The sequence below is a fragment of the Microbacterium sp. AISO3 genome (assembly GCF_002204305.1).
Taxonomy (GTDB): Bacteria; Actinomycetota; Actinomycetes; order Actinomycetales; family Microbacteriaceae; genus Microbacterium; species Microbacterium arborescens.
In genome coordinates, this window is sequence record NZ_NHRF01000008.1 from 41660 (window position 1) to 66731 (window position 25072).

A 25072-nucleotide genomic window follows, 5' to 3' on the forward strand; every position below is an offset into this window, starting at 1 on the left:
TGGCCGGATCAGATCTCGTCGATCGACGAGGACTCGAAGCGGCTGGAGATGTTGATGCCGAGCTCCTCCGCTGCGCGGAAGGCCTCGTCATCGGTGTCGCGGAGGTTGACCTCGGTGCCGTCGGCCGAGAGGACCTCGACGTTCAGGCAGAGCGACTGCATCTCCTTCATGAGCACCTTGAACGACTCGGGGATGCCGGGCTCCTGGATGTTCTCGCCCTTGACGATGGCCTCGTAGACCTTCACGCGGCCGACGATGTCGTCGGACTTGATCGTCAGGAGCTCCTGGAGGGCGTACGCGGCGCCGTAGGCCTCGAGGGCCCACACCTCCATCTCACCGAAGCGCTGGCCACCGAACTGCGCCTTACCACCGAGCGGCTGCTGGGTGATCATCGAGTACGGGCCCGTCGAACGCGCGTGGATCTTGTCGTCGACGAGGTGGTGGAGCTTCAGGATGTACATGTAGCCGACCGAGATCGGAGCCGGGAACGGCTCGCCGGAGCGACCGTCGAACAGCTTCGTCTTGCCCGAGGAGTCGATGAGACGCTCACCGTCGCGGGTGAGGTTCGTCGAGTCGAGGAGCCCGGCGATCTCGGACTCGAACGCGCCGTCGAACACGGGCGTCGCGACCTTCGTGCCGGGAGCGGCCTCGCGGGCGATCTCGGGCAGGCGCTCGGCCCACTCGGGGTTGCCCTCGACCTTCCAGCCCTGGGCGGCGATCCAGCCGAGGTGCAGCTCGAGGACCTGGCCGAAGTTCATTCGACCCGGGATGCCGAGCGGGTTCAGCACGACGTCGACCGGCGTGCCGTCGGCGAGGAAGGGCATGTCCTCGACGGGGAGGATCTTCGCGATGACACCCTTGTTGCCGTGGCGGCCGGCGAGCTTGTCGCCCTCGGTGATCTTGCGCTTCTGGGCGATGTAGACCACGACGCGGCGGTTGACGCCCGAGCCGAGCTCGTCGTCGCCGTCCTCGGCGTTGAACTCCTTGACCGCGATGATCGTGCCCTGCTCACCGTGAGGCACCTTCAGCGACGTGTCGCGGACCTCGCGGCTCTTCTCGTTGAAGATCGCGCGGAGCAGACGCTCCTCGGCCGACAGCTCGGTCTCGCCCTTGGGCGTGACCTTGCCGACGAGGATGTCGCCGGGGCGCACCTCGGCACCGATGCGGATGATGCCGCGCTCGTCGAGGTCCTTCAGCAGGTCGGGCGCGACGTTGGGGAGGTCACGGGTGATCTCCTCCTTGCCGAGCTTGGTGTCGCGGGCGTCGACCTCGTACTCCTCGATGTGGATCGAGGAGAGCGTGTCGTTCTTCACGAGCTCCTGGCTGAGGATGATCGCGTCCTCGAAGTTGTGACCCTCCCACGTCATGAATGCGACGAGGAGGTTCTTGCCGAGCGCGAGCTCGCCGTTCTCCGTGGCGGGACCGTCGGCGATGACCTCGCCGACCTCGACGCGCTCACCGGCCGAGACCACGACGCGCTGGTTGTACGACGTGCCCTGGTTCGAACGGTCGAACTTGCGGAGGAAGTAGTCCTGCGTGCCGCCCTCGTCGAGCTGCACCGTGACGACGTCGGCCGAGACCTCGGAGACGACACCGGCCTTCTGCGCGGTGATGACGTCGCCGGCGTCGATCGCAGCGTAGCCCTCCATACCGGTTCCGACCAGGGGCGAGTCGCTGCGCAGCAGCGGCACGGCCTGACGCTGCATGTTCGCACCCATGAGGGCGCGGTTCGCGTCGTCGTGCTCGAGGAAGGGGATGAGCGAGGTCGCCACCGACACCATCTGGCGCGGCGAGACGTCCATGTAGCCGATCTCCTCGTTCGGGAAGAGGTCGACCTCGCCGCCCTTACCGCGGCGGGCGAGGACGCGGTCGGCCACGAACGAGCCGTCCTTGTTGAGCTCGACACCGGCCTGCGCGACGACGTAGTCGTTCTCCTCGCTGGCGGTGAGGTAGTCGATCTCGTCGGTGACCTTGCCGTCGACGACACGACGGTACGGGGTCTCGATGAAGCCGAACGCGTTGATGCGCGCGAAGGAGGCGAGCGACCCGATCAGACCGATGTTCGGGCCTTCCGGCGTCTCGATCGGGCACATGCGGCCGTAGTGCGAGGGGTGGACGTCGCGGACCTCGACGCCGGCGCGCTCACGCGACAGACCGCCGGGGCCGAGCGCCGACAGGCGGCGCTTGTGGGTCAGACCCGCGAGCGGGTTGTTCTGGTCCATGAACTGCGACAGCTGCGAGGTTCCGAAGAACTCCTTGATCGCGGCGACGACCGGGCGCACGTTGATCAGGGTCTGCGGCGTGATCGCCTCGATGTCCTGCGTGGTCATGCGCTCGCGGACGACGCGCTCCATGCGCGACAGACCGGTGCGGACCTGGTTCTGGATGAGCTCGCCGACGGCGCGGATACGACGGTTGCCGAAGTTGTCGATGTCGTCGGTGTCGAGGCGGATCTCAGCGGGCTTGCCGTCGCGGACGCCCTCGAAGGTGGCGTCGCCTCGGTGCAGGCGAACCAGGTACTTGATGGTCGCGACGATGTCGGCGACGGTGAGCACCGACTCCTCGATCGGGGTGTCGAGACCCAGCTTCTGGTTGATCTTGTAGCGGCCGACCTTGGCGAGGTCGTAGCGCTTGGCGTTGAAGTAGAAGTTGTCGAGGAGCGCGCGGGCTGCCTCGGCGGCGACCTGCTCGCCCGGACGGAGCTTGCGGTAGATGTCGCGGAGCGCGTCCTCCTTGGTGAGGATCGTGTCCTTCGCGAGGGTCTCCTCGATCGAGTCGTACCCGGCGAACTCGGCCATGATGTCTTCGCTGGTCAGACCCAGGGCCTTGAGGAAGACGGTGACCGACTGCTTGCGCTTGCGGTCGATGCGGACGCCGACCTGGTCGCGCTTGTCGATCTCGAACTCGAGCCACGCACCGCGCGAGGGGATGACGCGCGCCGAGACGATGTCCTTGTCGGAGGTCTTGTCGGGCGTCTTGTCGAAGTAGACACCGGGCGAGCGCACGAGCTGCGACACGACGACGCGCTCGGTGCCGTTGATGATGAAGGTGCCCTTGCCGGTCTGGAGCGGGAAGTCGCCCATGAAGACCGTCTGGGTCTTGATCTCACCGGTGAGGTGGTTCATGAACTCGGCCTCGACGTAGAGCGGGGCCGCGTAGGTCTTGCCGCGCTCCTTGCACTCCTCGATGGAGTACTTCTCGGGCTCGAGGTAGGGGTTGGTGAACGACAGCTGCATCGTCTCGCCGAGGTCCTCGATGGGCGAGATCTCCTCGAAGATCTCCTCGAGGCCGCTCTGGAGGGCGACGTCGGTGCGGCCGGCGGCCTGCGCCTCGGCGAGGCGGGCCTTCCAGGCGTCGTTGCCGACGAGCCAGTCGAAAGACTCCGTCTGCAGCGCCAGCAGGTCGGGGACCGTCAGCTTGTCGGAGATCTTCGCGAACGAGAGGCGGGAAGCGCCGCGACCGTTCTTGGGGGTGGTGGTGGATGCGTTGCTCGCAGCAGCCAAGGGGATTACCTCCGTGGCCCGGGTGGGGCCGGTTCCTTGTCGTCAGGTGGAGTGCTCCCGGTCCGAGCTCGCGCGTCTCACGCCGTCGGACGGGGCGGAATCGCGCAGAGCACAAGCCGACCACCATATGAGGGCAAGGGGGACGGGAGCGCAACTACCAACTATAGGCGGCGCGACGCGCCATGTCCAGCACAATCCTTGACGACCCCCGGATGCTGCGGTATAAATGCGCGCCACCCGGCATCGCGGTCACTCCCAGGCCCAGCTCGAGAGCACGGTGTCGGCGAGTCGGCGGCGGTCGTCGTCGCTCGTGTCGGCCGGCGAAGCGAAGGTGATGACGAACGTCTGCTCGTCGCGCGTGGCGTAGTACTGATCGATCACCGTCTCCACCCCGTCCTGGGCCAGGGATGCCACGAGGTGCGCCGACTCGCTCCCGGCGATGTCGACACGATCCTCCAGCGACACGTCGGTGGCCCCGACCGCTTCGAGGCTCGCCACCCCGTCCGCCTCGACGTCGGCAGCGGTGATGACACCGGGCGAGACGACGACGCTGACGTAGCGGCTGTCCGCATCCGCGGACTCCGACACGAAGACGTCGACCTGGCCGCCCGTCGGGTCCTCGGCGGGCACCGCCCAGCCGGCCGGCACGGCGAAGCTGTATCCGGTTCCGCGCACGGTCTCGCCGGGGGCGGCGTCGCTCGGCGAGGTCGCGGTGGGCGTCGGAGTCCCCGATGCCGAGCCGGGTGCGGGTGACTCGGAGGATCCGCCGGTCCCGCCCGGCCGCGCGTCGCACGCCGCGAGCAGCAGCGCCGCCGAGATGAGCGCGGCGGCGATCGGAGCGATCCGGGAGCGCGTCATGCGTCACACGCTAGGCGAATCCGCCGCGCCGGAACTCCCCTTGACACGAGAACGCGCCGCCCGCTGCGAGAGCGGACGGCGCGTTGCGGACGTGTGGATCAGGCCCACGCCCACGATGCGAGGACCGCGTCGTAGACCGCCGCACGGTCGGCCTCCGAGACGTCGGGGCTGAACGAGAAGGTCACGACGTAGGTCTGGTCGTCGTGCGACGGGTAGAACTGGTCGACGTTGTAGGTGACGTCCTGCTGCGTGACGGATGCCGTGATGTGGGCCGACTCGCCGCCGGCGATCGAGGTGCGCTCCTGGACGGTGACGTCGGTCGCGCCCGCCTGCCCCTCGAGCTCCTCGACGCCGTACTTCTCGACGTCGTCGGCGGAGATCGCCTGCGGCGCGGGCGAGAGCACGACGTTGACGTTGTCGGCGAACGTCGCCGAGGGGTCGGAGAGATCGGCGACGAACACGTCGACCTTCTCCATGCCGGGGAGCTGCTGCTCGGGGATCGCCCAGCCCTCGGGAACCGAGAAGCTGTAGCCGGTGCCCGTGATCATCTCGCCGGAGGCCGGCGCGACATCGGGCGCGCTCGCGCCCGGCGCGGACGAGGCGGACGACGACGGGGCGGACGACGCGCCGGCGTCCCCCGACGCCGCCGTGTCGCCCGACTGCCCGCCGCATCCGGCGAGGAGAAGAGCCGCGGAGACGAGCAGCGCGGCGGACGTGGTGGTCTTGGTGCGAGTCATGGCTTCGACGCTAGGGGACTCGCCGCATCCGCACGGGGTCTTGACACGGGGAGTTCTCCCCCTTGACGAATCAGCCTCGCTGAGCGTCAGACGCGCCCCGGAACGTCGGACGCAACCGCACGCGATCGCCGGGCCGGGCCTGCGCGAGCCGGTTCCGGCCCGTCGACGTCACGACACCCACGACGGGGTACCCGCCCGTCACGGGCGCGTCGACTCCGAACACGACGGGGTGGCCGGCCGGCGGAACCTGGATCGCCCCCGGAACCATCCCCTCGCTCGCCAGCTCCTCGCCGCGCGCGCGTTCGAGGCGTGGCCCCTCCAGGCGGATGCCGACCCGGTCAGCCGCCGCCGACACGATCCAGGTTGCCTCGGCGAGCAGGCGACGGGACGAAGGGGTGAGCCAGTCCGCGCGCGGGCCGGTCGTGAACGGGATGTCGAGGGGAACGGCATCCGTGCCCGTCGGCGGCAGACCCCACGGATGAAGGGGCAGCGCGGGGACCGGCCCCGCGGTCTCACATCCGGCGGCGACGACGTCGCCCCGCCGGAGCGGCGGCGGGCCGAGCCCCGAGAGCGTATCGGTGGACCGCGAGCCCAGAACGGGGGCGATGTCCCAGCCGCCGCGCACCGCGAGGTAGGCGCGGGTGCCCGCGAGGAATCCGTCGAGGCGCAGCTCGGTCCCGGCGGTCCACGCATGTACGACGTACGGGTCACCGGTCCGGCCGTCGATCGCGACCGGCGCCCACGCGCCCGTCACGACCACCGTCAGATCGCGTTCCGCCACGGCCCGGAAACCGCCGACGGCGATCTCGATCGCGGCCGCTCCGTCCCGATTGCCGACGAGACGGTTGGCGAGCGCCCAGGCGGCGGGGTCGGCCGCGCCCGCAGCGCCGACGCCCTCGGCGGCACGACCCGAGCGGCCGGCATCCTGAACCGTCGCCTGCGGCCCCGGCGCGATGACGCGGATGCCGCCGGGAGCGGTGGCGGACTCCGAGCGGGCGCGCGGCTCCCCCGCAGTCGGCGACGCGGTGCCACCGGGCAGGGCGGCATCCGACCCGATGGCGCGGGCGCGGGCGCGGGCGCGGGCGCGGGCGCGGACGGCATCGAATCGCACCGCGCCACCGGGAACGAGGAGCGCGGGCTGGGCGGCATCGGGGTCGAACAGCGGCGCGTCCGTCGTGCCGATGAGCTGCCACCCTCCGGGGGTCTCGCGGGGGTACGCGCCCGAGAAGACCCCGGCCAGACCGACCGATCCCGCCGGCACCCTCGTCCGCGGCGAGGGCCGGCGCGGGATGTCGAGATCCCAGCCCGCACCGACGAGATAACCGAACCCGGGGGCGAAGCCCGTGAAGGCGACCGTCCAGTCCGTGGCGACATGGCGAGCGGCGAGCGCCTCGGGGCTGAAGCCGAGCGCGGCGGCGAGGTCGTCGAGGTCGTCGCCGTCGTAGCGGATCGGCAGCGTCACGGGCGCGGGGGCGGATGCCGGCGGCGCTGCTGACGTCGCAGCGGTCGAGACCCAGGTGCGGGTCGCGGCGAGGGACAGCACGGCGGGATCGACGCGGACGAGCACCGTCGCCGCCGCGGGCACGACGTCGACGACGCCCGCCGGCGGCGCGGCGGTCAGCCGCGCGTGCAGCGCCATCACCTCCGCCAGGTCCGAGACCTCGACGAGCACCGCGTCGGGTCCGATGGGCAGCATCCTCATGCCGGCGTCCCGGGCTCGGCGCGCCGACAACGACCCCGTCTCGGCGATCCTGCCGGCGAAGCGGGCCCGACGGTCACCACGGCGAGCGCACCTCGATCCCGGCGGCATCGAGCGCCGACCGCACCGTGCGAGCCATCGCGACGGCACCGGGGGAATCGCCGTGCACGCAGAGCGACGCCGCCTCGCTGTGCACCGTCTCGCCCGAGACGGCGACCACGACCCCCTCGGACGCGAGGCGCAGCGCGCGCTCGGCGACCAGGCTCGGGTCGTCGAGCAGGGCGCCGGGATCCCCGCGCGGGACGAGCGAGCCGTCGGCACGATAGCCGCGGTCGAGGAAGGCCTCGAGATGGAACGGCAGGCCGGCGTCCGAAGCCGCCGACGCGATCGCACCGCCCAGACCCAGCACCGGGACCGCCCGGCCGAGCTCGGCCGAGAGGTCCGCGACCGCGGCGGCGACGGCTCGCGCAGTCGCGGCGTCCTCGGTCGCGGCGTGATACAGCGCCCCGTGCGGTTTGACGTAGCGGATGTCGCCGCCCGCCGCGACGAGCGCACGCAGCTGCGCGACGACCTGCGGCCGCAGCACGTCAGGCTCGACGGCGACCCGCACCCGCCCGAAGCCGGCCCGATCGAGATAGGAGGGGTGAGCCCCGACCGCGACGCGGGCGGCTGCCGCTCCGGCCACCGCTGCCCGCATCGACGCCGCGTCGCCGGCGTGGCCGCCGCAGGCGATCGACGCGCTCGACACGAGGGCGAACATCGCGGCGTCGTCCGCCGTCGCGACACCGCCGACCGTCTCGCCCAGATCTGCGTTGAGGTCCATGGACCAACGCTAGCCCGCGCCGCCGTACCCGGCTGTGCCGTCGACAGGTTGAACGGCTCCGCCAGCCCCCGCGAACGCCACTCCGGCGCGGCTCAGCCTGTCCACGGCACGAGCACGCCCGGTCCGCGACACGACGGGCCGGCGTTACGTCGATGTAACGGGTGGGCCCGACACGGTGCGCTCGACGCCGCGGGCGGGCAGGATGGGCCAATGGCAGACTCCTCCACTCCCCTGCTGCGGGTGAGCGACATGGCCGTCGACTTCCGCACGCTCGAAGGCCCGGTGCACGCGGTCGAGGGCGTCGACCTCGAGATCTCGGCGGGCGAGACCGTCGCGATCGTCGGCGAATCCGGCTCGGGCAAGTCGACGACGGCGATGGCCGTGATCGGACTGCTCCCCGGCAACGGACGCGTCGCGCGCGGCAGCATCCGCCTCGACGGCGAAGAGCTCGTCGGCGCGCCCGAGAGCACGCTGCGCCGCATCCGAGGGGGATCGATCGGACTCGTGCCGCAGGATCCGATGTCCAACCTGAACCCGGTCTCGAAGATCGGCACGCAGGTCGCCGAGACCCTGCTCGCGCACGGACTCGCCACCTCGAAGGACGTCGACGCCAAGGTCATCGAGACCCTCGCCGCCGCGGGCCTCCCGGATGCCGCCGAGCGCGCGAAGCAGTACCCCCACGAGTTCTCGGGCGGGATGCGGCAGCGCGCGCTCATCGCGATCGGGCTGGCATGCAACCCTCGGCTGCTCATCGCCGACGAGCCGACGAGCGCGCTCGATGTGACGGTGCAGAAGACGATCCTCGACCAGCTCGGCCGGATGACGGGCGAGCTGGGCACCTCGGTGCTGCTGATCACCCACGACCTCGGCCTCGCCGCCGAGCGGGCCGCCCGCGTCGTCGTCATGCACCGCGGCCGGATCGTCGAGCAGGGCCCGGCCCGCCAGATCCTGGAGGATCCGCAGCAGCCCTACACGCAGGCTCTCGTCAAGGCGGCCCCGTCGGTCGCGGCGGTGCGCCTGCGGCCCGAGGCCTACCGCGCGACACCGCCGCCCGTTGCGATCGCCGGCCCCGCGGCATCCGTCTCCCCCGCAGCGCAGGCACCGGCTGAGCCGGCGCGGCGCGACAACATCGTCGAGATCGAGAACCTCACGAAGCTCTACAAGATCCGCGGGCGCAAGGACGACTTCGCCGCCGTCAGCGACGTCTCGCTGTCCATCCCGCGGGGTGAGACGGTCGCGATCGTCGGCGAGTCCGGGTCGGGCAAGACGACGACGGCCCGGATGCTGCTGAAGGTGATCGAGCCGACGTCGGGCACGATCCGGTTCGAGGGGCAGGACGTCGCGGGGCTGAAGGGGGCGCAGCTGCGCGAGTTCCGGCAGAGAGTGCAGCCGATCTTCCAGGACCCGTACTCGTCGCTGAACCCCATGTTCACGATCGAGCGGATCATCGCCGAGCCGCTGGAGTTCTACAAGCGCGGCACCGCGAAGGACCGCGCCGTCCGCGTCCGGAAGCTGCTCGACGACGTCGCCCTGCCGCAGACGATGCTGCGCCGGTACCCCTCCGAGCTCTCGGGCGGTCAGCGTCAGCGCGTCGCGATCGCGCGGGCCCTCGCGCTGAACCCCGAGCTCATCGTCTGCGACGAGCCGGTGTCGGCGCTCGACGTGCTCGTGCAGGACCAGATCCTCACGCTGCTGCGCGACCTGCAGGGCGAGTACGGGCTGAGCTACCTCTTCATCTCGCACGACCTCGCCGTGGTGCGCCTCATCTCGGACTACGTCTGCGTCATGAAGGACGGTGCCCTCGTCGAGGCGGCGTCGAGCGAGGAGATCTTCACCAACCCGCGCGACCCGTACACGCGGCGACTGCTGTCGTCGATCCCGGGCAACGAGCTCGACATCGCCTCCTGAGCCGGCGCCTCCTGCCACGCCGCCGGCTCCCCGTCGCGCCCGGCGGCGATACAGCCGTCGGACCCGTGTGGCTGGCGCGACCCGCGAAGACCGGTGCGGCGACACCAGCCCCACCGGTCCTGCAGGTGTATCGCCGAGCGGCGACCCCGGGCCGGGTCAGCGGGCGCGGGTGCGGGGGTCCATGGCCTCGCGCAGCGACTCGCCGAGCAGCGTGAAGCCGAGGGCGGTGATCATGATGCACAGGCCCGGGAGGAAGGCGAGCCACGGAGCGATCGCGAGCTCGTTCTGCGCGTAGGTGAGCATGCGGCCCCACTCGGCGGTTGCCGCTCCCCCGCCGCCGAGACCGAGGAACGACAGCGCCGCGGCGTCGATGACGGCGGTCGCGAGGGTGAGCGTCCCCTGGACGATGACGGGCCCGAGGCTGTTGGGCAGCACGTGGCTCATCGTGATCTTGCCGCGGCCGAGTCCGAGGGTCTGCGCGGAGAGGATGTAGTCGGCGCTGCGCTGCTGCAGCATCGACGCCCGCAGGAGGCGCGCGAAGATCGGCACCTGCGAGGCTCCGATCGCGATCATGATCGCGAGCTGCGACTGACCGAGGATCGCCGCGATCGAGACCGCGAGCAGCAGGTTGGGGACCGACAGGAGGATGTCGACGAATCGCATGACGACCGTGTCGACCCAGCCCCCGAACATGCCGGCGATCAGGCCCAGGAGCATGCCGCCGGCGAGACCGAACGCGGTCGAGATGACTCCGATGAGCAGCGAGGCCCGCGCACCCCAGATGAGCTTCGACAGCACGTCGCCGCCGAAGCGGTCGAGGCCGAGCGGGAAGCCGGCGATCTCGCCGGGACCGGGGATGTGGGTCGGGGTGACCTCCCGTGCGCCGGGAAGGGCGGTCTCGGGGTAGGGCGCGAGCCAGGGCGCGAGGATCGCCACGAGCAGGAACACCAGCACGATGGCGGCGCCGATCCAGGCCACCGGGTTGCGGCGCAGGCGCGCGAAGACGTCGTGCCAGAACCCGCCGCCGGTGCGGGCCTCGAGCACCTCGTGCTCGGCGACGGCGGTGGCGGGTCCGTCGCCGGGGGCGGGCGGGAGCGCATTGGTGCTCATGAGACCCTCACTCTCGGATCGATCAGGCTGTACGAGACATCGACGATGAGGTTGATGAGCGCGTAGATGACGGCGATGAAGAGGATGAACCCCTGCAGCACCGGGAAGTCGCGGGCACTGATGGCCCGGGCCAGGAACGAGCCGATCCCGGGGAACGCGAACACGGTCTCGGTGAGGATCGCCCCCGCCAGCAGCAGCCCGACCTGGAGGCCGACGGTCGTGGCGACCGGCAGCATGGCGTTTCGCAGGATGAAGCGACCGCGGAGCGTCCGCCGGGCGATGCCCTTGGCCCGGCCGGTGCGGACGTAGTCGGAGTTCTGCACCTCGAGCACCGAGGCGCGGGTGATGCGCACGATGATCGCGAGCGGAATGGTGCCGAGGGCGAGCGCCGGCAGGATGAGGTGCAGGGCGGCATCCCACGCGGCGTCGAACTCCCCCGTGAGCAGGCCGTCGAGCACGTAGAAGTTCGTGTAGTGGGTCGCGTCGATGCGCGGGTCCTGGCGGCCGTCGGAGGGCAGCCAGCCGAGCTGGACGGCGAAGACGTACTTGAGGATGAACGCCAGGAAGAACACCGGGATCGTGACGCCCACGAGGCTCAGCACGACCGCGACGTGATCGCTGATCTTGCCGTGGTGACGCGCGGCGAGGTACCCGAGCGGGATGCCGATGCCGACGGCGAAGATGAGGGCGGCGATCGAGAGCTCCACGGTCGCCGGGAAGCGCCGGAGGAACTCCTCGACGACGGGGCGACCGGTCTCGATCGACGACCCGAAGTCGCCGGTGAGCAGCCGCCCCATATAGGTGGCGTACTGCTCGAGGATCGGCCGGTTGAAGCCGTACAGCTCGTTGATCCGGGCGATCGCCTCGGGGGTCGCCTTCTCGCCGAGGAGGGCGACGGCGGGACCGCCGGGCAGGGCGCGGACCCAGAGGAAGAGGAGGATGCTGAGCCCGAGGAGCGTCGGGATCAGCAGAAGCAGCCGTTGGCCGATGGTTCGCAGCAACGCGGAATCTTTCGGTCGAGGAGTGCGGGGCGGGCTCGCGCCCGAGGCGGTGGCCCGCCCCGCGGGGATCAGCGGGTCGTCGTCACTCGGTCAGGACGATGTCCGTGAACACCTCGTCGTTGACCGGGCTGGCCGGGTAGCTCTCGACGCGCGGGTCGAACGCGAGCGTCGGGGCCGGGTGGGCCAGCGGGACGCCCGGGATGAACTGGGCGACCTGCTCGTTGATCTGCTCGTAGAGCGCGGTCTGCTCCTCGAGGTTCGGCACGCCGCGCGCGGAGTTGAGCGCCGCGAACAGCTCGGGGTTGTCGAAGCCCCACTCGGCCGAGGGCGCACCGAAGAACACGCCGACGAAGTTGTCGGTGTCGTTGTAGTCGCCCGTCCAGCCCAGCAGGTGGATGCCGTGGTCGGCGGTGCCCGTGATCTTGTCGAGGTAGTCGGGGCTCCAGGCATCCGTCTGCGGCGTCAGCTGCACGCCCACGTCGGTCAGCTGCGTCGAGATGACCGTCGCGATCTGCTCGGGGTCGGGCATGTAGGGGCGCGAGACGTTGACCGGGTAGTTGAAGGTCAGCGTCAGCGGGTTGGCCTCGGTGTAGCCGGCCTCGGCCAGGAGCGCCTTGGCCTTCTCGGGGTCGTAGTCGTAGGTGGTGACGTCGGGGTTGTAGCCGTTGACGGTGTCGGGCATGAACTGCGTCGCGACCTCGGTGCCCTCGGGGAGCACCTGCGAGATGAGGGCCTCCTTGTCGATCGCGTGCGACAGGGCCTCACGGACGCGCACGTCCTGCAGCTCGGGCTGCGCCTGGTTGAAGGCGAGGTAGAGGATCGTGAACGGCGGGCGCGAGACCATCGTGAAACCGGCCTCTTCGAGGGCGGCGGTGTCGGCGGGGCCGACGAGGTCGTAGCCGTCGATCGATCCGGCCTCGAGGGCCTGACGGCGCGCGGTGGGGTCGTCGATGACGCGGAAGATGATCTTGTTCACCTGGCCCGACTCGCCCCAGTAGTCGTCGTAGGCCGAGAGCGTGAGCTCCTCGCCCGGCGACCACTCGTCGAACTTGTACGGGCCGGTGCCCGTCGGGTGCCCGGCGCCGTACTCCGAGAGCGAGGGGGCCTCTTCGGTGCCGCCGATCTCGTCGGCGCCGTACTCCTCGAGCGCGGTCGGGCTCTGCATGGCGAAGGCGGGGAGCGAGAGGGCGGGGATGAAGCCGGCGAAGGGCTGCTTCAGCGTCACCGTGGCCTCGAGGTCGCCGTCGGCGGTGCACGAGTCGAACACGGCGGTGTCGGGGGTCTCGACGTAGCCGCGGAAGAGCTTGCCGTAGTAATACGACAGGGCTTCGCTGGCCGCCAGGCCGGTCCAGTTGTACCAGCGGTCGAAGTTGGCGCACACCGCTTCGGCGTTGAACGGGGTGCCGTCGTGGAAGGTCACGCCCTCCTTCAGCTGGAAAGTGTGGGTCAGCCCGTCCTCGGACGACTCCCAGCTCTCGGCGAGCAGGGGCGCGGGGTCGGCCGTGCCGGGCTCGGTGCCGACGAGGCCTTCGAAGATCTGGCGGGAGACGCGGAAGGTCTCGCCGTCCTGCGCGAAGGCGGGATCGAGGCTGGCCGGGTCGGCGGAGGCGGCGAAGACGAAGGTGCCGTCGACGTCGGTCGCGGCATCCGTCTCGCCGCCACCTCCGCGCTGGCTGGTGCACGCCGAGAGGGCGAGGGCGCCGATGGCGACCGCCGCCAGTCCCGCGAGCGCGCGCTTGCGAGGAGTGGAGAGCATGGGGGTGTCCCTTTCTGAGGTCCGGAGCGGGCCCACCGCGGCGCGCTCCGAGGTAATTGGGTCCGAACCTATACGGGCCGGAGGGTCGAAGTCATTACATCGATGTCTCGATCGTGTTTCGACTGCGCAGACCGGCTCGCCCACGTGCCGACACGGGCCGATAGCGTTGAAGGATGGCACGAGCGCGCGTCGAGGAGTCCGGTCCGCAGACCCGCCTGTCCGATGGCACGATCGCGCGCATCCTGGCGTCCTCGTTCACGTCGGGCTTCGAGCTCGACGTCGACGGCACGCCCCAGTCGCACGTCGACCTCGACGATCCGACGCACCTGCACTTCGAGTACATCGCCCGGATGGCAGCCGTCATCGACCGCCTGCGGATGCCGGGACAGCCGCTCACCGCGGTCCACCTGGGCGCCGGCGCGCTCACCCTCCCGCGCTACATCGCGCACACCCGGCCGGGTTCACGTCAGCAGGTGATCGAGCTCGAGCAGCCCCTCGTCGACCTCGTGCGCGAGGCGCTGCCGCTCCCCCGAGGCGCGCAGGTGCGCGTGCGCATCGGCGATGCCCGCGCCGTCGCCGAGAAGCTTCCCGCGGGCCTGACCGGCGCGGCCGACCTCGTCGTCTCCGACGTGTTCGCGGGGGCGCAGACCCCCGCCCACCTGACGACGGTGGAGTACTACCGCTCCCTCGCGCGGCTGCTCGACCCCAGCGGCGTGCTCCTGGTCAACGTCGCCGACGGCGCGGGGCTGGCCTTCGCCCGGCGCCAGGTCGCCACCGTCCGCGAGGTGCTTCCCGAGGTGCTGCTGCTCGCCGAGGTGCAGCTGCTGAAGGGCCGGCGCTTCGGCAACATCGTCATCGCCGCGTCGGCCTCGCCCCTGCCGTCGGAGTGGCTCCCGCGTCTGATGGCCGCCGGGCCGTTCCCCGCGAAGGTCGCGCAGGGTGCGGAGATCGACGAGTTCGCCCGGGGAGCCCGGGTCTCGACCGACGCCGACGCGACCCCGTCGCCGAAGCCGTCGGCATCCGTGTTCGAACGGTGATCGGCGCGGCGGGCGGCTGCATCCGGCGCTTTCGAGGAGACTGGGATCCACCGTTCTCGAGTCGCGGAGGTGGATGACGGTGGGCTACATCCTCGGGTACGACCCGGACACGCTGCGGGAGATCGTCGACCCGGAACAGTGCGCAGAGCGCCTCGCCGAGATCGGCGAGCAGCGCAGCCTGCCCGCGCTTCTCGAGCGCGTCTGGTTGCTGAAGGTGCTCGACCGGCTCGACGAGGCACTCGTCCTCGCGGAGCAGGCGGTGCGGGTGGCCCGCATGGCCGGGACCCGCAAGGACCTACTGCGCGCCCGGGTGCTGCACGCGACGATCCTGCAGCACCGCGGTGCGTTCGCTGCGGCGATCCAGGAGCTGACGACGTGTGCGGAAGAGGCGGAGGGTCAGAGCTGGCCGCTGCTGGCGGCCTTCGCGTACCAGCACCGCGGCAAGGTCTCGTACGATGCCCGCGAGTACGCCGACGCCCGCACCGACTTCAAGCGTGCACTGTTTCTCCGTCAGGAGGGCGGCGCTCCCGAGGACCAGCTCGAGTCCACCCTGCTCGCCGTCGATGCCGCCGAGCGCCGCTCGCGCTCCATCATCGCCAGCTGAGCGCCGCGTACCGCTGTCTCACCCCGCGCGTAGCGTCGACCGCATGAGTGATCTCGATCGGGTCCGGGTCTGGGCGGAGGCGCTGATCGCAGCGCACCTCGACGACTCGTGGACGTTCCGGTTCGATAACGCCAAGCGCCGCGCGGGCCAGTGCGACTACACGCGCCGGTGCATCAGCGTCTCGCGCTACCTCGCGGCCCGGTTCGACGACGACGAGAACCACCAGACCCTCTTGCACGAGGTCGCGCACGCGATCGCGGGGCCCGCCGCCGGCCACGGTCGCGACTGGCTGCGCACGGCCCGTGAGCTCGGGTACGTCGGCGGCACGACCCATCGTGGTGAGACGGCCGTCGAGCTGGCCCCCTGGGTGGGCCACTGCCCCGCCGGTCATGTGGCCTACCGTCACCGACGTCCCACGCGCGCGGCGTCGTGCCGGATGTGCGCGTCGTCGTACGACGAGCGCTACCTCTTCCGGTGGGTGCGCCGCGAGATCTCCTCGGCCGACCGGCGCGCTGCCGCGACCCCGCGCTGACCGATGGCACGAACTCCTCAGTTCTGGACGCACCGCCGCCGCCCCGGGCGCCTCGAGCTCGAATCTCGCGGATTCTGAGGAGTCGACGTCAGGCGGCGGTGAAGACGCCGTCGCGGAGCATCGGAGCGACCCGGTCGACCCCGATCTGCGCGGCGGCGAGCGCGTCGTCGCGAAGCCCGCGGTCGAGCAGCTCCTGCCCCGAACCGCTCGCCGTCAGCAGATGGCGCACCGCGCCGCCGAGTCCGCGGAACGATTCGCAGGCCGCCGCGGCCTCGGGCGAGGTGTGGTCGATGCCGAGCCGTGACAGCGCGTCGACGACGGCACCGGCGCCCAGCAGGTCTTCGACCGCGAACCGCAGCTCGGCCTGCCCGTCCGGCGAGAGCTCGCCCGCCGCGATCACGGCGATGCTCGTCCGAGCGCCGCGCCGCTGCTGCTCCGCGAGCGCAGCGGCCGCGACCGCCTCGGCGTTGCGCAGGCAGCCGAGCAGCACGACCGAATCGGATGCCGACGCGGCGATCACCGCGCCGTTGCGTGACACCGCCCGCGCGGCGTCGTCGAGCGGGACGTGCTCGCCCGCAGCCACGCGTGCCGAGACGGTCGACGAGAACCGCAGCACGTCGACCACGACGACGACGTCGGCGGGTGCCGTACGACGAAGACCGGCGACTCCCCAGTCCAGGCGAACCTGGTAGCGCGACTGGTCGAACGGCGACGATACGGCGGGCGACGGCATCCGATCAGCCTACGACGGGGCAGACTGGGCTCATGCGCATCCTCCAGAAGCTCGTGCTCGACTGCGACGCCGACGCCGCCTGGCGCGCCCTCCACTCGCCGCGCGCCCTCGCCGAGCTGTACGCGCCGCTCATGGGGCTCGAGCCCCTCGCCGCCGAGGGCATGCCGACCTCGCTCGAGCCCGGCGCCGACGTGCCCGTGCAGCTGTCGGCTCTCGGGGTCCCGGTGGGGCGCCAGCTGATCCACGTGTCGGACCGCGCGGTCGAGGAACGCCGCCCCGGCGCGACGGAGGCATCGACGGTGCGGATCCTGCGCGACAGCGGCATCCCGCTGACGGGCCCCCTCTCGGTGCTCGACGTATGGGACCACCAGATGGCGGTCTCGCCCGCTCCCGGCGACCCGACCCGGACGCTGTGGCGCGAGCGCCTGGTCATCGGAGGCCTCGCCGCGCCGGCGCTGTGGCCGATGCTCTGGGCGACGTGGCAGTGGCGTTCGACGCGCCTGCGGCAGGTCGCGCCGACCTGGGCCTACGACCCCGAGCCTGCCGCCGATCCGGCATCGTGACCGCGGTCGCCGCACGGCGGGCGGTGCCCGCCGATGCCGCGGCGATCGCGCGCGTGCACGTCCGCGGGTGGCACGAGGCGTACACGGGGCGGATGCCGCAGAGCATCCTCGATCGGCTCGATCTCGACCGCCTGACGCGGGTACGACGCGAGCTGCTCGGCCATGAGGAACGGATCAGCGACCGATTGCCGTCGCAGACGACCGGGACGGTGCGGCCCGGAGCCGCGCGCACGCACGACCTCGGCCGAACGTGGGTCGCCGTGACGGCCGGGTCGATCGTGGGGTTCGCGGTCAGCGGCGCCTCCCGCGACGACCCTGCCGTCGCCCCCGTCGAGCTGTACGCGATCTACGTCCTCGCCGCCCACCACGGCACCGGTGCGGGACAGGCCCTGATCGACGCCGCCCTCGGCGACGAGCGCGCGTCGCTGTGGGTCCTCGACGACAACCCGCGTGCCCACGCGTTCTATGCCCGCAACGGATTCCGCCCGGACGGCGCGGCGAAGGACGACACCAGCTGGGGCGAGAGCATCAGCGAGGTCCGGCTCGTCCGCGGATGACGGGCGAGCCGGACCGGCCGGCGACGGGTGAGCCGCGTCACTCGGCGAGCGCCTCCACCGGCGAGACCCGGGTTGCGAGGCGGGTGGGAACGACGGCGGCCACGAGCGTGAGCACGGCGGTGGCGACGACGATCCCGGCGACGGTGAGCCACGGGATGCCCGGCAGGACGAAGTTCGGCGCAAGCCACAGCGGCGGCACTCGCACCGACCCGAGCAGCGACTGCGCCGCGGCCCAGCCGTAGGCGATGCCGAGGAGCAGGCCGAACACGACCGAGGTGATCGTGATGTGCGCCGCCTCGAACAGCACCATCGAGCGGATCTGGCGCCCCGTGAGCCCCAGGGCGCGCAGCAGCCCGAGCTCTCGGGTTCGCTGCACGACGCCGATCGTGAGGAGGTTGACCAGACCGACTGCCGCGATCACGGCCGACACCCCGACGAGGGCCATCATGACCGCACTGAACGTGTCGAGCAGGCGAGCCATCTCACCCGACACCTCGCCCCCGCCCGACGCGGCCATGACGCCCTTGACCGACTCCGAGGCGACGGCGAACATCGTCACGAGCGTGACGCCCATCACCACGCCGATCGCCATTCGGCTCGAACGCTCCGGGTAGCGCAGCGCGTTCTCGGCCGCGAGCCGCGCCGACGCCGACCGACCGAAGAGCCGACCGGTCAGGCGGAGCAGCGGCGGCATGACGAGGGCGGCGCCCAGGCTCAGCCCGGTGAACGAGGCGAGCCCGCCGAAGAACGCGACGACGACGCCGAGGGGTGTGACGAAGCCGGCGAGGATGCCGAGGGCGAGCAGGACCGCACCTACCGCGAAGAGCGACACCGCGGTGACGCGGCGACGCGTGCGGCCGGCGGCCTCTTCCGCCGTGCGCGGCGCGGATCCCGCGAGCGCGGCGAGGGGCGTGACCTCGAGCACGCGGCGCGAGCCGGCCCACGCGGCGACCCAGGTCGTCAGCGCGACGACGAGCGCGGGCGCGAGGAGCACCGGCTGGACGATGCTGTAGTCGACGTTCAGTCCCCACGCCCGGGCGGCGAGCTCCTGCAGCCCGGCGGCCGCGGCGGTTCCGCCGACGAGCCCGATCACGGCTCCGATCGCGCCGACGATGAGGCCCTGCCGCGCGATACGGGAGCGCTGCGAGCGGGCCGACGCCCCGATGAGACGCATGAGTGCGATCTGGCGGGTGCGCCCCGCGACGATCGTGGCGAAGGTGTTGGCCGTCACGATCGCCGCGACGTACATCGCGACGGCGACGAGCAGCACGCTGAGGATCGCGACGACGATGATGATGGTCTCGCCGCCGGAGAGGAACGGATCGGCCATGAGCCACGCGCCGATGAGTCCGGTCACCGCGACCAGCAGCACGCCGAACCCGCCGGAGATCGCGGCGACGAGCACCGAGGCCCCCATGCCCCGCTCGCGCAGCCACGCCCACCGCCCGGACGTCCTGGCCGACGGGCGCGGCCCGGGACGCTCGGACGCCGATGCGGATGCGGTGCCGGGCACGGTCACCGCGGTCATGCCGACACCTCGGCGGCGAGCATGTGGGCCGAGATCTCCTCGGCGCTCTGCCGGGGCTTGTCGGCGACGATGCGACCGTCGCCGAGGAAGATCACGCGGCCGGCGTGCGAGGCGGCGACCGGGTCGTGCGTGACCATCGCGATGGACTGACCGTGCTCGCGGCTCGCGGTGGCGAGGAGGGCGAGCACCTCTCGACCCGAGCGGGAGTCGAGGTTGCCGGTCGGCTCGTCGGCGAAGACGAGGTCGGGAGCGGTCGCGAGCGCTCGGGCGATCGCGACTCGCTGCTGCTGACCGCCCGACAGCTCGTGCGGACGGTGCCGGAGGCGGGCCCCGAGCCCGAGGGAGTCGACGAGCCCGTCGATGCGCGAGCGCTCGAGCGCCGAGGGCGAGCGCCCGTCGAGCTCGAACGGCAATGTGATGTTGCCGATGACGTCGAGGGTCGGCACGAGGTTGAACGACTGGAACACGAAGCCGACGCGTCGCCGCCGCAGGATCGTGAGATCGAGATCGGACAGGCCCGAGATCTCGGTGTCGCCGATCCACGCGCGGCCCGACGTCGGCGCGTCGAGTCCGGCCATGATGTGCATCAGGGTCGATTTGCCCGAGCCCGAGGGGCCCATGATGGCGGTGAACTCGCCACGACGGATGCCCACCGAGACACCGTCGAGGGCGCGCACCCCCGATTCGCCGGCGCCGTAGGTCTTGGAGAGGTTCTGGACCCGGGCGGCGAGGCCGAGGTCGGTGGTCGAGATCTGCATGTCTCCGACGCTACGAACCCCGCCGGACCCCGGCATCGGTCCGTCGTCGCGGGTGCGTACATCTCGCGGATGATCCCTCATCCGCCCGCGTCATCCGCCCGCGCGGGTCAGGCGAGCCCGTGCTCGAAGGCGAAGACGACGAGCTGCACGCGATCGCGCAGGGCGAGCTTGGCGAGGATGCGGCTGATGTGGGTCTTCACCGTCGCCTCGGAGAGGAACTCCCGCTGCGCGATCTCGGCGTTGGAGAGCCCGCGGGCGGCCAGCCCGAAGATCTCGCGCTCACGGTCGGTCAGCTCGGCGAAGGCAGCCGGAACCGGCTTCTGCTCGGGCGCCGAGAAGGTCGCGAAGAGCTCGCGCGTCGCCGAGGCCGCGATCACCGACGAGCCGGAGTGCACCGTGCGGATCGCGGCGAGCAGGAACTCGGGGTCGGCGTCCTTGAGCAGGAAGCCGCTCGCCCCCTGGCGGATCGCTCGCGCGGCCGCTTCGTCGAGGTCGAAGGTGGTCAGCATCACGATGCGCGGCGGCGCACCGTCGAAGACCGGGTCGTCGAGCAGCTGGGCGGTCGCGGTGAGGCCGTCCATGACCGGCATCCGGATGTCCATCAGTACGACGTCGGGTCGCGTCGCGCGGACGACGCCGATCGCCTCCGCGCCGTCCGACGCCTCGCCGACGACCTCCAGGTCGGGCTGCGAGGCGACGACCATGCGGATGCCGGCACGGAAGAGCGCCTGATCGTCGACGAGGACGACCCGGATGACGCTCACGCGGCGCCCCCGATGGGCAACGTCGCCGCGACGACGAAGGCGTCACCCCGGGGACCCACCTCGATGCTGCCGCCGATGAGCTGGGCGCGCTCGCGCATGCCGATGAGACCGTGTCCGCCCGTACGCACCGGGCCGGTCGCCTCGCTCGCCGGCGGGAGGGGATTGCTCACTCGGACCTCCACGCGGTCGGGCAGCCAGGACAGGGATACATCCACGGTACCTCCCGCGCCGTGCCGGATCGCGTTCGTGAGGGCCTCCTGCAGGATGCGGTACACCGCGATCTGCACGGCCGCGGGCGGCTCGCCCGGCGGGGCGGGGTCGATGTCCACGCGCAGGTCGAGACCCGCGGCTCGCACCTGGGCGTACAGGACCTCGAGCTCCGCGATGGTCGGCTGCGGGCCCTCGCCCTCGCTGTGGCGCAGCTGCGTGAGCAGCATGCGCACGTCGGCGAGGGCGGAGCGGGCGGTCGAGGAGATCGTCTGGAGCGACTCGGCAGCGGCATCCGGATCGGCCGCGGCGGCGTAGCGCGCGCCGTCGGCCTGCGCGATGACGACGGCGAGCGAATGGGCGACGACGTCGTGCATATCCCGCGCGATGCGGTTGCGCTCGAACTCCGCCGTCGCGCGCTCTTCGGCCTGCCGCTGAGCCTCCGCGTTGCCGCGCGCACGCAGGCCCACGCGGACGAGCGCTCCCACCGTCCACGCCAGGAGCAGACCGAAGACCGCCGCGATGAAGAGCATCGAGCCGGTGATGAGGTAGAACATGAGCTCGTCGCCGCCCGCGGTGATCGAGTATGCCGCCGTCGGAATGAGCAAGTACACGGTGATGGCCAGAGCACCCGCGATCGAGGACGCGAACCCGAGCCAGAAGACCCGGTTCGTGCCGTAGGCCGCGCATGTGTAGAGCACCGCGAAGATCGCGATGTCGACCGGCAGCGGCGGGAGCTGCGCCAGCATCTGCAGAATCGCGCCGACCCACGCCAGAGCCAGCGCGACCGGCGGCGAGAGGCGGCGGAGCGCCACTGCAGCGCCGAACGGGACGACGAGGAGGATCGCGACGAATGCGGACACGCGATCGTTCGGGATGCCGACGCCCACGACGCCCACCCAGGTGAACAGCAGCATGAGCGCCGCGAATGCGACCGCCACCGAGACGTCGACGGAGAGCTGATAGCGGCGGAGCGGACGGAACACGCTATGACGGTACGCGAGCCCCGGGGGCGCGGCATCCCTCTGGCGATGTATCCGGTGGAGCGCTCTCAGCGCGCGTACACGCGCAGGCCGTCGGGGACCGCTCGCAACCGGAGCCGGTAGGAGCCCGTCGGTGTCTCGGTCAGCTCGCCGTCGTGTGCGAGCACCGGTGTCGCGCCGCCCGGCCGGACCGTCAGCTCGAGCTCGGAGACGACGGCCCGCTCGAGGTCGGATGCCGGCGGCATGAGCCGCAGCGCGCGCATGACGGCGAGGGTGCGGCGGCCGAACGCCAGCGAGGTCACCGCCCGCAGCCGCGTGCCCCGGGCGTGGTGGAGCCGGACATCGAGCACGGGCTCGTCGAGGCTCGCGCGACGCATCATCGCGATACGCCGCGGGTCATTGCGCCCGAGGCCGGCGAAGACCGACCAGACGACCGCGCGGCGCCCGTCGCGCACGATCGTGATGCGGTGGGCTCCGTGCATCTCGCGCCACGCCGCGACGGCGCCGCCCCACCATTTGCCGAGGCTCGTGCGCTTCTCCCGTTCGGCGAGCATCTCGGGGTAGGCGCCGAGCGACACCGCGTTGAGGACGGTGACGGGATCGCCGTCGTCGACGACCGCTTCGGCGACGACGACGCTGCGCACCGCGCCGGCCGCGAACGCGTCGAGGGCGGCCTCGATCGTCTCGAGGCTGGCCGCACGCGCGAAGTGGTTGAAGGTACCGCCGGGCAGGACGAGCAGCGGCAGGTCGTGACGACGCGCGAGGTGCGCGGCGCGCGAGACCGACCCGTCGCCGCCGAGGACGGCGAGTGCGCTCGGCGCGTCGTCGCCGCGCATCGCGTCGGAGACGATCTCGTCCATCGAGGATTCGCCCAGGCTCTCGACCCGCGCCTCGGGCAGCCGCCGCCGGATCTCGGGCAGCGGGTCGGGCCGGACCACGGACGCCCCCGCCCGGGAGTTCGTGATCAGCAGAACGCCGCGCCCGTCGGGGCCCGGCCCGTCGGCGCCCGGCCCGTCGGAGCGGGTGTCGGACGCGGGGCTGTCGGACGTGGGGCTGTCGGCGGGCATGCTGCGACGCTAACGCGGGCCGGGCGGCGCCTGCCACGCCTTGACAGTGGTGCGCGACAGGCGGACGGCGATACATCTGTCGGACCGATGGTGCCGGAGTGGCGTACGCGACGGCGGAGGCGACAGCAGCCCCACCCGCCCGGCAGATGTATCGGCACTTCGTCGCGCATCGGCGCATCGTAGAGTCGCAGGCGTGATGCGGTCCAACGATCTCCTGACCATCGGCGAGGTGAGCGCGCGCACCGGGGTCTCCGTGTCCGCATTGCACTTCTACGAGCGTCACGGGCTGATCAGCTCGACCCGCTCGGCCGGCAATCAGCGCCGGTTCAGCCGTCACATGCTGCGCCGCATCTCGCTCATCCTCGTGGCCAAGCGCCTCGGCATCCCGCTCGCCGAGGTTGCCGACGCCTTCGCGTCCCTGCCCACCGAGGCCGAACCCAGCAGCGACGACTGGAAGCGGGTCTCGCGGGCGTGGAAGATCCGCCTCGAAGAACGGCGGGCGGCGATCGAGTCGCTCGAGCGCGAGCTCGTGGGATGCATCGGCTGCGGCTGTCTCTCGATGCGCTCGTGCGATCTGCTGAACCCCGGCGACGCGCTCGGCGCCGAGGGCAGCGGGCCGCGTCGCGTCGCCCCCGCGCTCCGGCACGTGCTCGACGACGACGAGACCCCCTCGTCATGAGAGCCGGTCGAGGCGCCTCCTGATCCCCGGCGCGTCGAGGCCCTGCAAGCGGGCGTGATCTGCCGGGGTGCCGTAGCGCCGTTGTTCTCCCACCCCGACACCGACGTGCTCGATGAGGACGCCACTGCCGCGGAGCGCGGCGCCGACCGTGGCGGCGGTCGTCCCCTCCAGGAAGGGCTCGACGACGACGACCCGGTCGAACCCGGCGCTCAGCTCTCGCAGGCCGCCGCGGTCCAGGGGCACCGGGGTCGCGGTGTAGGCGACCGCGTACCCCTCGCCGGCCGCCGCTTCGAGGGCGGCGTCGAGAAGCGGACCGATCGCCAGGACGAGCGTGCCCGTTCCCTCGTGCACGAGATGGACACGCCCGTCCGTCGGAAACGCCCTCAGGTTCTTCTGCGTCGAGAGCCGGATGTACTGGCGATCGTCCGAGGACGCCGCAGCCCGGACGAGCGTCTCGACCTCGTCGGGATGCCCCGGCGTGTGCAGCCGCCATCCCGGCAGGGTGCTCAGCAGGGCGATGTCGCCGGGACACTGGTGCGTTCGCCCCTCGGCGGCCGCGTCGTAGCTCGCGCCGATCGACACGAGCACCGCCCCGAGATCCTGATGGGACAGATCCAGCTTGATCTGCTCGAAGGGCCGTTCCACGAGGAACGGGGCGTAAGTGTGGACGAAGGGGCGGAGACCTGCGAGCGAGAGCCCGGCGGCGACCCCGATCATCGCCTGTTCGCGGATACCGACGTTGACGACACGGTCGGCGGCCGGGGTTCCGGCGGCGAGATCGAGCGGCCCGATGTCGGCGAGCACGAGTGTCGCGCGGTCGTCGGTGGCCAAAAGGTCGGACATGACGGTGGAGAAGCGGGCGCGCATCAGGATCCCTTCGCAGCGGTACGGACGACAGTGACGCGCGGCGCTGTGCCGCTCGCCTCCAATGCCGCGGCGAGCGCAGCGTGATCGTGCGAGTCGGCCTCGGCGGCATCCCATCCCTCCATCGCGAACCGGCGTGCGATCCCGCCGGGCCATCCGAGCGACGCCGAGGAGTTGTCGATGACGATGGCGTGCAGCCGGGCGAGGGCGACGCGCCCGGCGACGGCGATCGCCTCGTGGTTGCTGCCCTCGTCGAGCTCGGCGTCGCCGATCAGCACGAACACACGTCCGTCGGCGCCGGCGATGTCGAGGCCGCGGGCGAAGCCGACCGCGATGGGCAGTCCATGCCCGAGCGACCCGGACGAGATCTCGACGGCGGGGATGAGCAGACGGTCGGGATGGTGTCCGAGCGGCGAGTCGACGCCCGCGAGATCGTCGAGCCAGGCGTCGGGCATCAGGCCGCGGGCGGCCAGGACGGCGTAGTACGAGGCGGGACCGTGCCCCTTCGACAGTAAGAAGCGGTCGCCGCCCTCGGCGCGAAGCACGCGGTCGTGCAGCACCCACAGCGCATCGAGGGTCGAGTGCGCCGCGGAGTTGTGCTTCTCGTCGCCGGTGATGCGTGCGAGGCGGTCGAGGAGAGCGGCGGGGAGCCGCTCGGTGAAGGAGTCGGTTTCGGTCGTGGTCATGTTTCGAACGGTAAAACCTCAATCTCAGTTGAGGTCAAGCTCGGGGTGGTCGATACATTCGTCGGACCGCCGGGGCTGGTGTCGCATCAGAGCGCCGCCGAGGCCACATCAGCCC

23 protein-coding genes are annotated in these 25072 nt (G+C 71.5%); 7 read left to right on the forward strand and 16 right to left on the reverse strand.

Features of this window, described 5'->3' with window-relative positions; genetic code table 11:
• Nucleotides 1-8: 8 nt before the first annotated feature.
• The 5 genes from CBF90_RS12345 to pxpA all read right to left on the reverse strand — a co-directional run bounded on the left by CBF90_RS12345 (nt 9) and on the right by pxpA (nt 7620).
• On the reverse strand, nt 9-3503 hold the full coding sequence (locus CBF90_RS12345; protein ID WP_023954011.1) for a DNA-directed RNA polymerase subunit beta: 3495 nt from the start codon (nt 3501-3503) through the stop codon (nt 9-11).
• Nucleotides 3504-3752: 249 nt separating this feature from the next.
• A complete protein-coding gene (locus CBF90_RS12350) occupies nt 3753-4361 on the reverse strand; it encodes a hypothetical protein (RefSeq protein ID WP_023954009.1) in 609 nt (202 codons plus the stop codon).
• A gap of 98 nt (nt 4362-4459) precedes the next feature.
• Complete coding sequence (locus CBF90_RS12355; RefSeq protein WP_023954007.1) at nt 4460-5098, reverse strand: hypothetical protein; 639 nt, start codon at nt 5096-5098, stop codon at nt 4460-4462.
• 70 nt (nt 5099-5168) lie between these two features.
• On the reverse strand, nt 5169-6800 hold the full coding sequence (locus tag CBF90_RS12360; RefSeq protein ID WP_088380723.1) for a carboxyltransferase domain-containing protein: 1632 nt from the start codon (nt 6798-6800) through the stop codon (nt 5169-5171).
• A 73-nt stretch (nt 6801-6873) separates the two neighbouring features.
• The gene (gene pxpA, locus CBF90_RS12365; protein WP_088380724.1) at nt 6874-7620 is read right to left on the reverse strand and encodes a 5-oxoprolinase subunit PxpA; all 747 of its coding nucleotides are present in this window, start codon (nt 7618-7620) and stop codon (nt 6874-6876) included.
• 210 nt (nt 7621-7830) lie between these two features.
• Between pxpA and CBF90_RS12370 the strand changes: the two genes are divergently transcribed.
• Complete coding sequence (locus CBF90_RS12370; protein WP_088380725.1) at nt 7831-9528, forward strand: ABC transporter ATP-binding protein; 1698 nt, start codon at nt 7831-7833, stop codon at nt 9526-9528.
• 156 nt (nt 9529-9684) lie between these two features.
• Here the strand turns inward: CBF90_RS12370 and CBF90_RS12375 are convergent, their stop codons facing one another.
• The 3 genes from CBF90_RS12375 to CBF90_RS12385 all read right to left on the reverse strand — a co-directional run bounded on the left by CBF90_RS12375 (nt 9685) and on the right by CBF90_RS12385 (nt 13395).
• The gene (locus CBF90_RS12375; RefSeq protein ID WP_023953999.1) at nt 9685-10638 is read right to left on the reverse strand and encodes an ABC transporter permease; all 954 of its coding nucleotides are present in this window, start codon (nt 10636-10638) and stop codon (nt 9685-9687) included.
• Complete coding sequence (locus CBF90_RS12380) at nt 10635-11639, reverse strand: ABC transporter permease (protein ID WP_064955479.1); 1005 nt, start codon at nt 11637-11639, stop codon at nt 10635-10637. The genes CBF90_RS12375 and CBF90_RS12380 overlap by 4 nt, the downstream gene beginning before the upstream one ends.
• An 82-nt stretch (nt 11640-11721) precedes the next feature.
• Nucleotides 11722-13395 carry an ABC transporter substrate-binding protein gene (locus CBF90_RS12385; RefSeq protein WP_023953995.1) on the reverse strand — a complete coding sequence of 558 codons (1674 nt, stop codon included), beginning with the start codon at nt 13393-13395 and terminating at the stop codon, nt 11722-11724.
• A 173-nt stretch (nt 13396-13568) separates the two neighbouring features.
• On the opposite strand from CBF90_RS12385, the gene CBF90_RS12390 reads away from it, so the two are divergent.
• From CBF90_RS12390 to CBF90_RS12400, 3 genes are all read left to right on the forward strand, one after another.
• Nucleotides 13569-14432: a spermidine synthase gene (locus tag CBF90_RS12390; protein ID WP_064955480.1), complete on the forward strand. Its 864-nt coding sequence runs from the start codon at nt 13569-13571 to the stop codon at nt 14430-14432.
• Between the two features lie 79 nt (nt 14433-14511).
• On the forward strand, nt 14512-15036 hold the full coding sequence (locus CBF90_RS12395; RefSeq protein WP_036305638.1) for a hypothetical protein: 525 nt from the start codon (nt 14512-14514) through the stop codon (nt 15034-15036).
• A gap of 43 nt (nt 15037-15079) precedes the next feature.
• On the forward strand, nt 15080-15568 hold the full coding sequence (locus CBF90_RS12400) for a SprT-like domain-containing protein (protein WP_064955481.1): 489 nt from the start codon (nt 15080-15082) through the stop codon (nt 15566-15568).
• Nucleotides 15569-15656: 88 nt separating this feature from the next.
• On the opposite strand, the gene CBF90_RS12405 is transcribed toward CBF90_RS12400, so the two are convergent.
• Nucleotides 15657-16301, reverse strand: coding sequence for a 2-phosphosulfolactate phosphatase (locus CBF90_RS12405; RefSeq protein ID WP_064955482.1), 645 nt, complete (start codon nt 16299-16301; stop codon nt 15657-15659).
• A 32-nt stretch (nt 16302-16333) separates the two neighbouring features.
• Between CBF90_RS12405 and CBF90_RS12410 the strand changes: the two genes are divergently transcribed.
• Nucleotides 16334-16864 carry a hypothetical protein gene (locus CBF90_RS12410; RefSeq protein ID WP_023953985.1) on the forward strand — a complete coding sequence of 177 codons (531 nt, stop codon included), beginning with the start codon at nt 16334-16336 and terminating at the stop codon, nt 16862-16864.
• On the forward strand, nt 16861-17421 hold the full coding sequence (locus tag CBF90_RS12415) for a GNAT family N-acetyltransferase (protein WP_242435671.1): 561 nt from the start codon (nt 16861-16863) through the stop codon (nt 17419-17421). Before CBF90_RS12410 ends, CBF90_RS12415 begins: the two co-directional genes overlap by 4 nt.
• 37 nt (nt 17422-17458) lie before the next feature.
• On the opposite strand, the gene CBF90_RS12420 is transcribed toward CBF90_RS12415, so the two are convergent.
• The 5 genes from CBF90_RS12420 to CBF90_RS12440 form a co-directional block, all read right to left on the reverse strand.
• Nucleotides 17459-18838, reverse strand: coding sequence for an FtsX-like permease family protein (locus CBF90_RS12420; protein ID WP_088380779.1), 1380 nt, complete (start codon nt 18836-18838; stop codon nt 17459-17461).
• Between the two features lie 107 nt (nt 18839-18945).
• Nucleotides 18946-19707 (reverse strand): ABC transporter ATP-binding protein, encoded by a 762-nt coding sequence (locus CBF90_RS12425; RefSeq protein ID WP_088380726.1) that lies wholly within the window; start codon nt 19705-19707, stop codon nt 18946-18948.
• A gap of 107 nt (nt 19708-19814) precedes the next feature.
• Nucleotides 19815-20471, reverse strand: coding sequence for a response regulator transcription factor (locus tag CBF90_RS12430; RefSeq protein ID WP_023953977.1), 657 nt, complete (start codon nt 20469-20471; stop codon nt 19815-19817).
• Complete coding sequence (locus CBF90_RS12435) at nt 20468-21664, reverse strand: sensor histidine kinase (protein WP_023953975.1); 1197 nt, start codon at nt 21662-21664, stop codon at nt 20468-20470. Before CBF90_RS12435 ends, CBF90_RS12430 begins: the two co-directional genes overlap by 4 nt.
• Before the next feature lie 65 nt (nt 21665-21729).
• Nucleotides 21730-22728 carry a diacylglycerol kinase family protein gene (locus CBF90_RS12440; RefSeq protein WP_088380727.1) on the reverse strand — a complete coding sequence of 333 codons (999 nt, stop codon included), beginning with the start codon at nt 22726-22728 and terminating at the stop codon, nt 21730-21732.
• Nucleotides 22729-22924: 196 nt separating this feature from the next.
• On the opposite strand from CBF90_RS12440, the gene soxR reads away from it, so the two are divergent.
• Nucleotides 22925-23407, forward strand: coding sequence for a redox-sensitive transcriptional activator SoxR (gene soxR, locus CBF90_RS12445; protein ID WP_064955485.1), 483 nt, complete (start codon nt 22925-22927; stop codon nt 23405-23407).
• Here soxR and CBF90_RS12450 read toward each other — a convergent pair.
• Complete coding sequence (locus CBF90_RS12450) at nt 23402-24274, reverse strand: transketolase family protein (protein WP_023953969.1); 873 nt, start codon at nt 24272-24274, stop codon at nt 23402-23404. The genes soxR and CBF90_RS12450 overlap by 6 nt on opposite strands.
• Complete coding sequence (locus tag CBF90_RS12455) at nt 24274-24957, reverse strand: thiamine pyrophosphate-dependent enzyme (protein ID WP_064955487.1); 684 nt, start codon at nt 24955-24957, stop codon at nt 24274-24276. Before CBF90_RS12455 ends, CBF90_RS12450 begins: the two co-directional genes overlap by 1 nt.
• Nucleotides 24958-25072 lie beyond the last annotated feature (115 nt).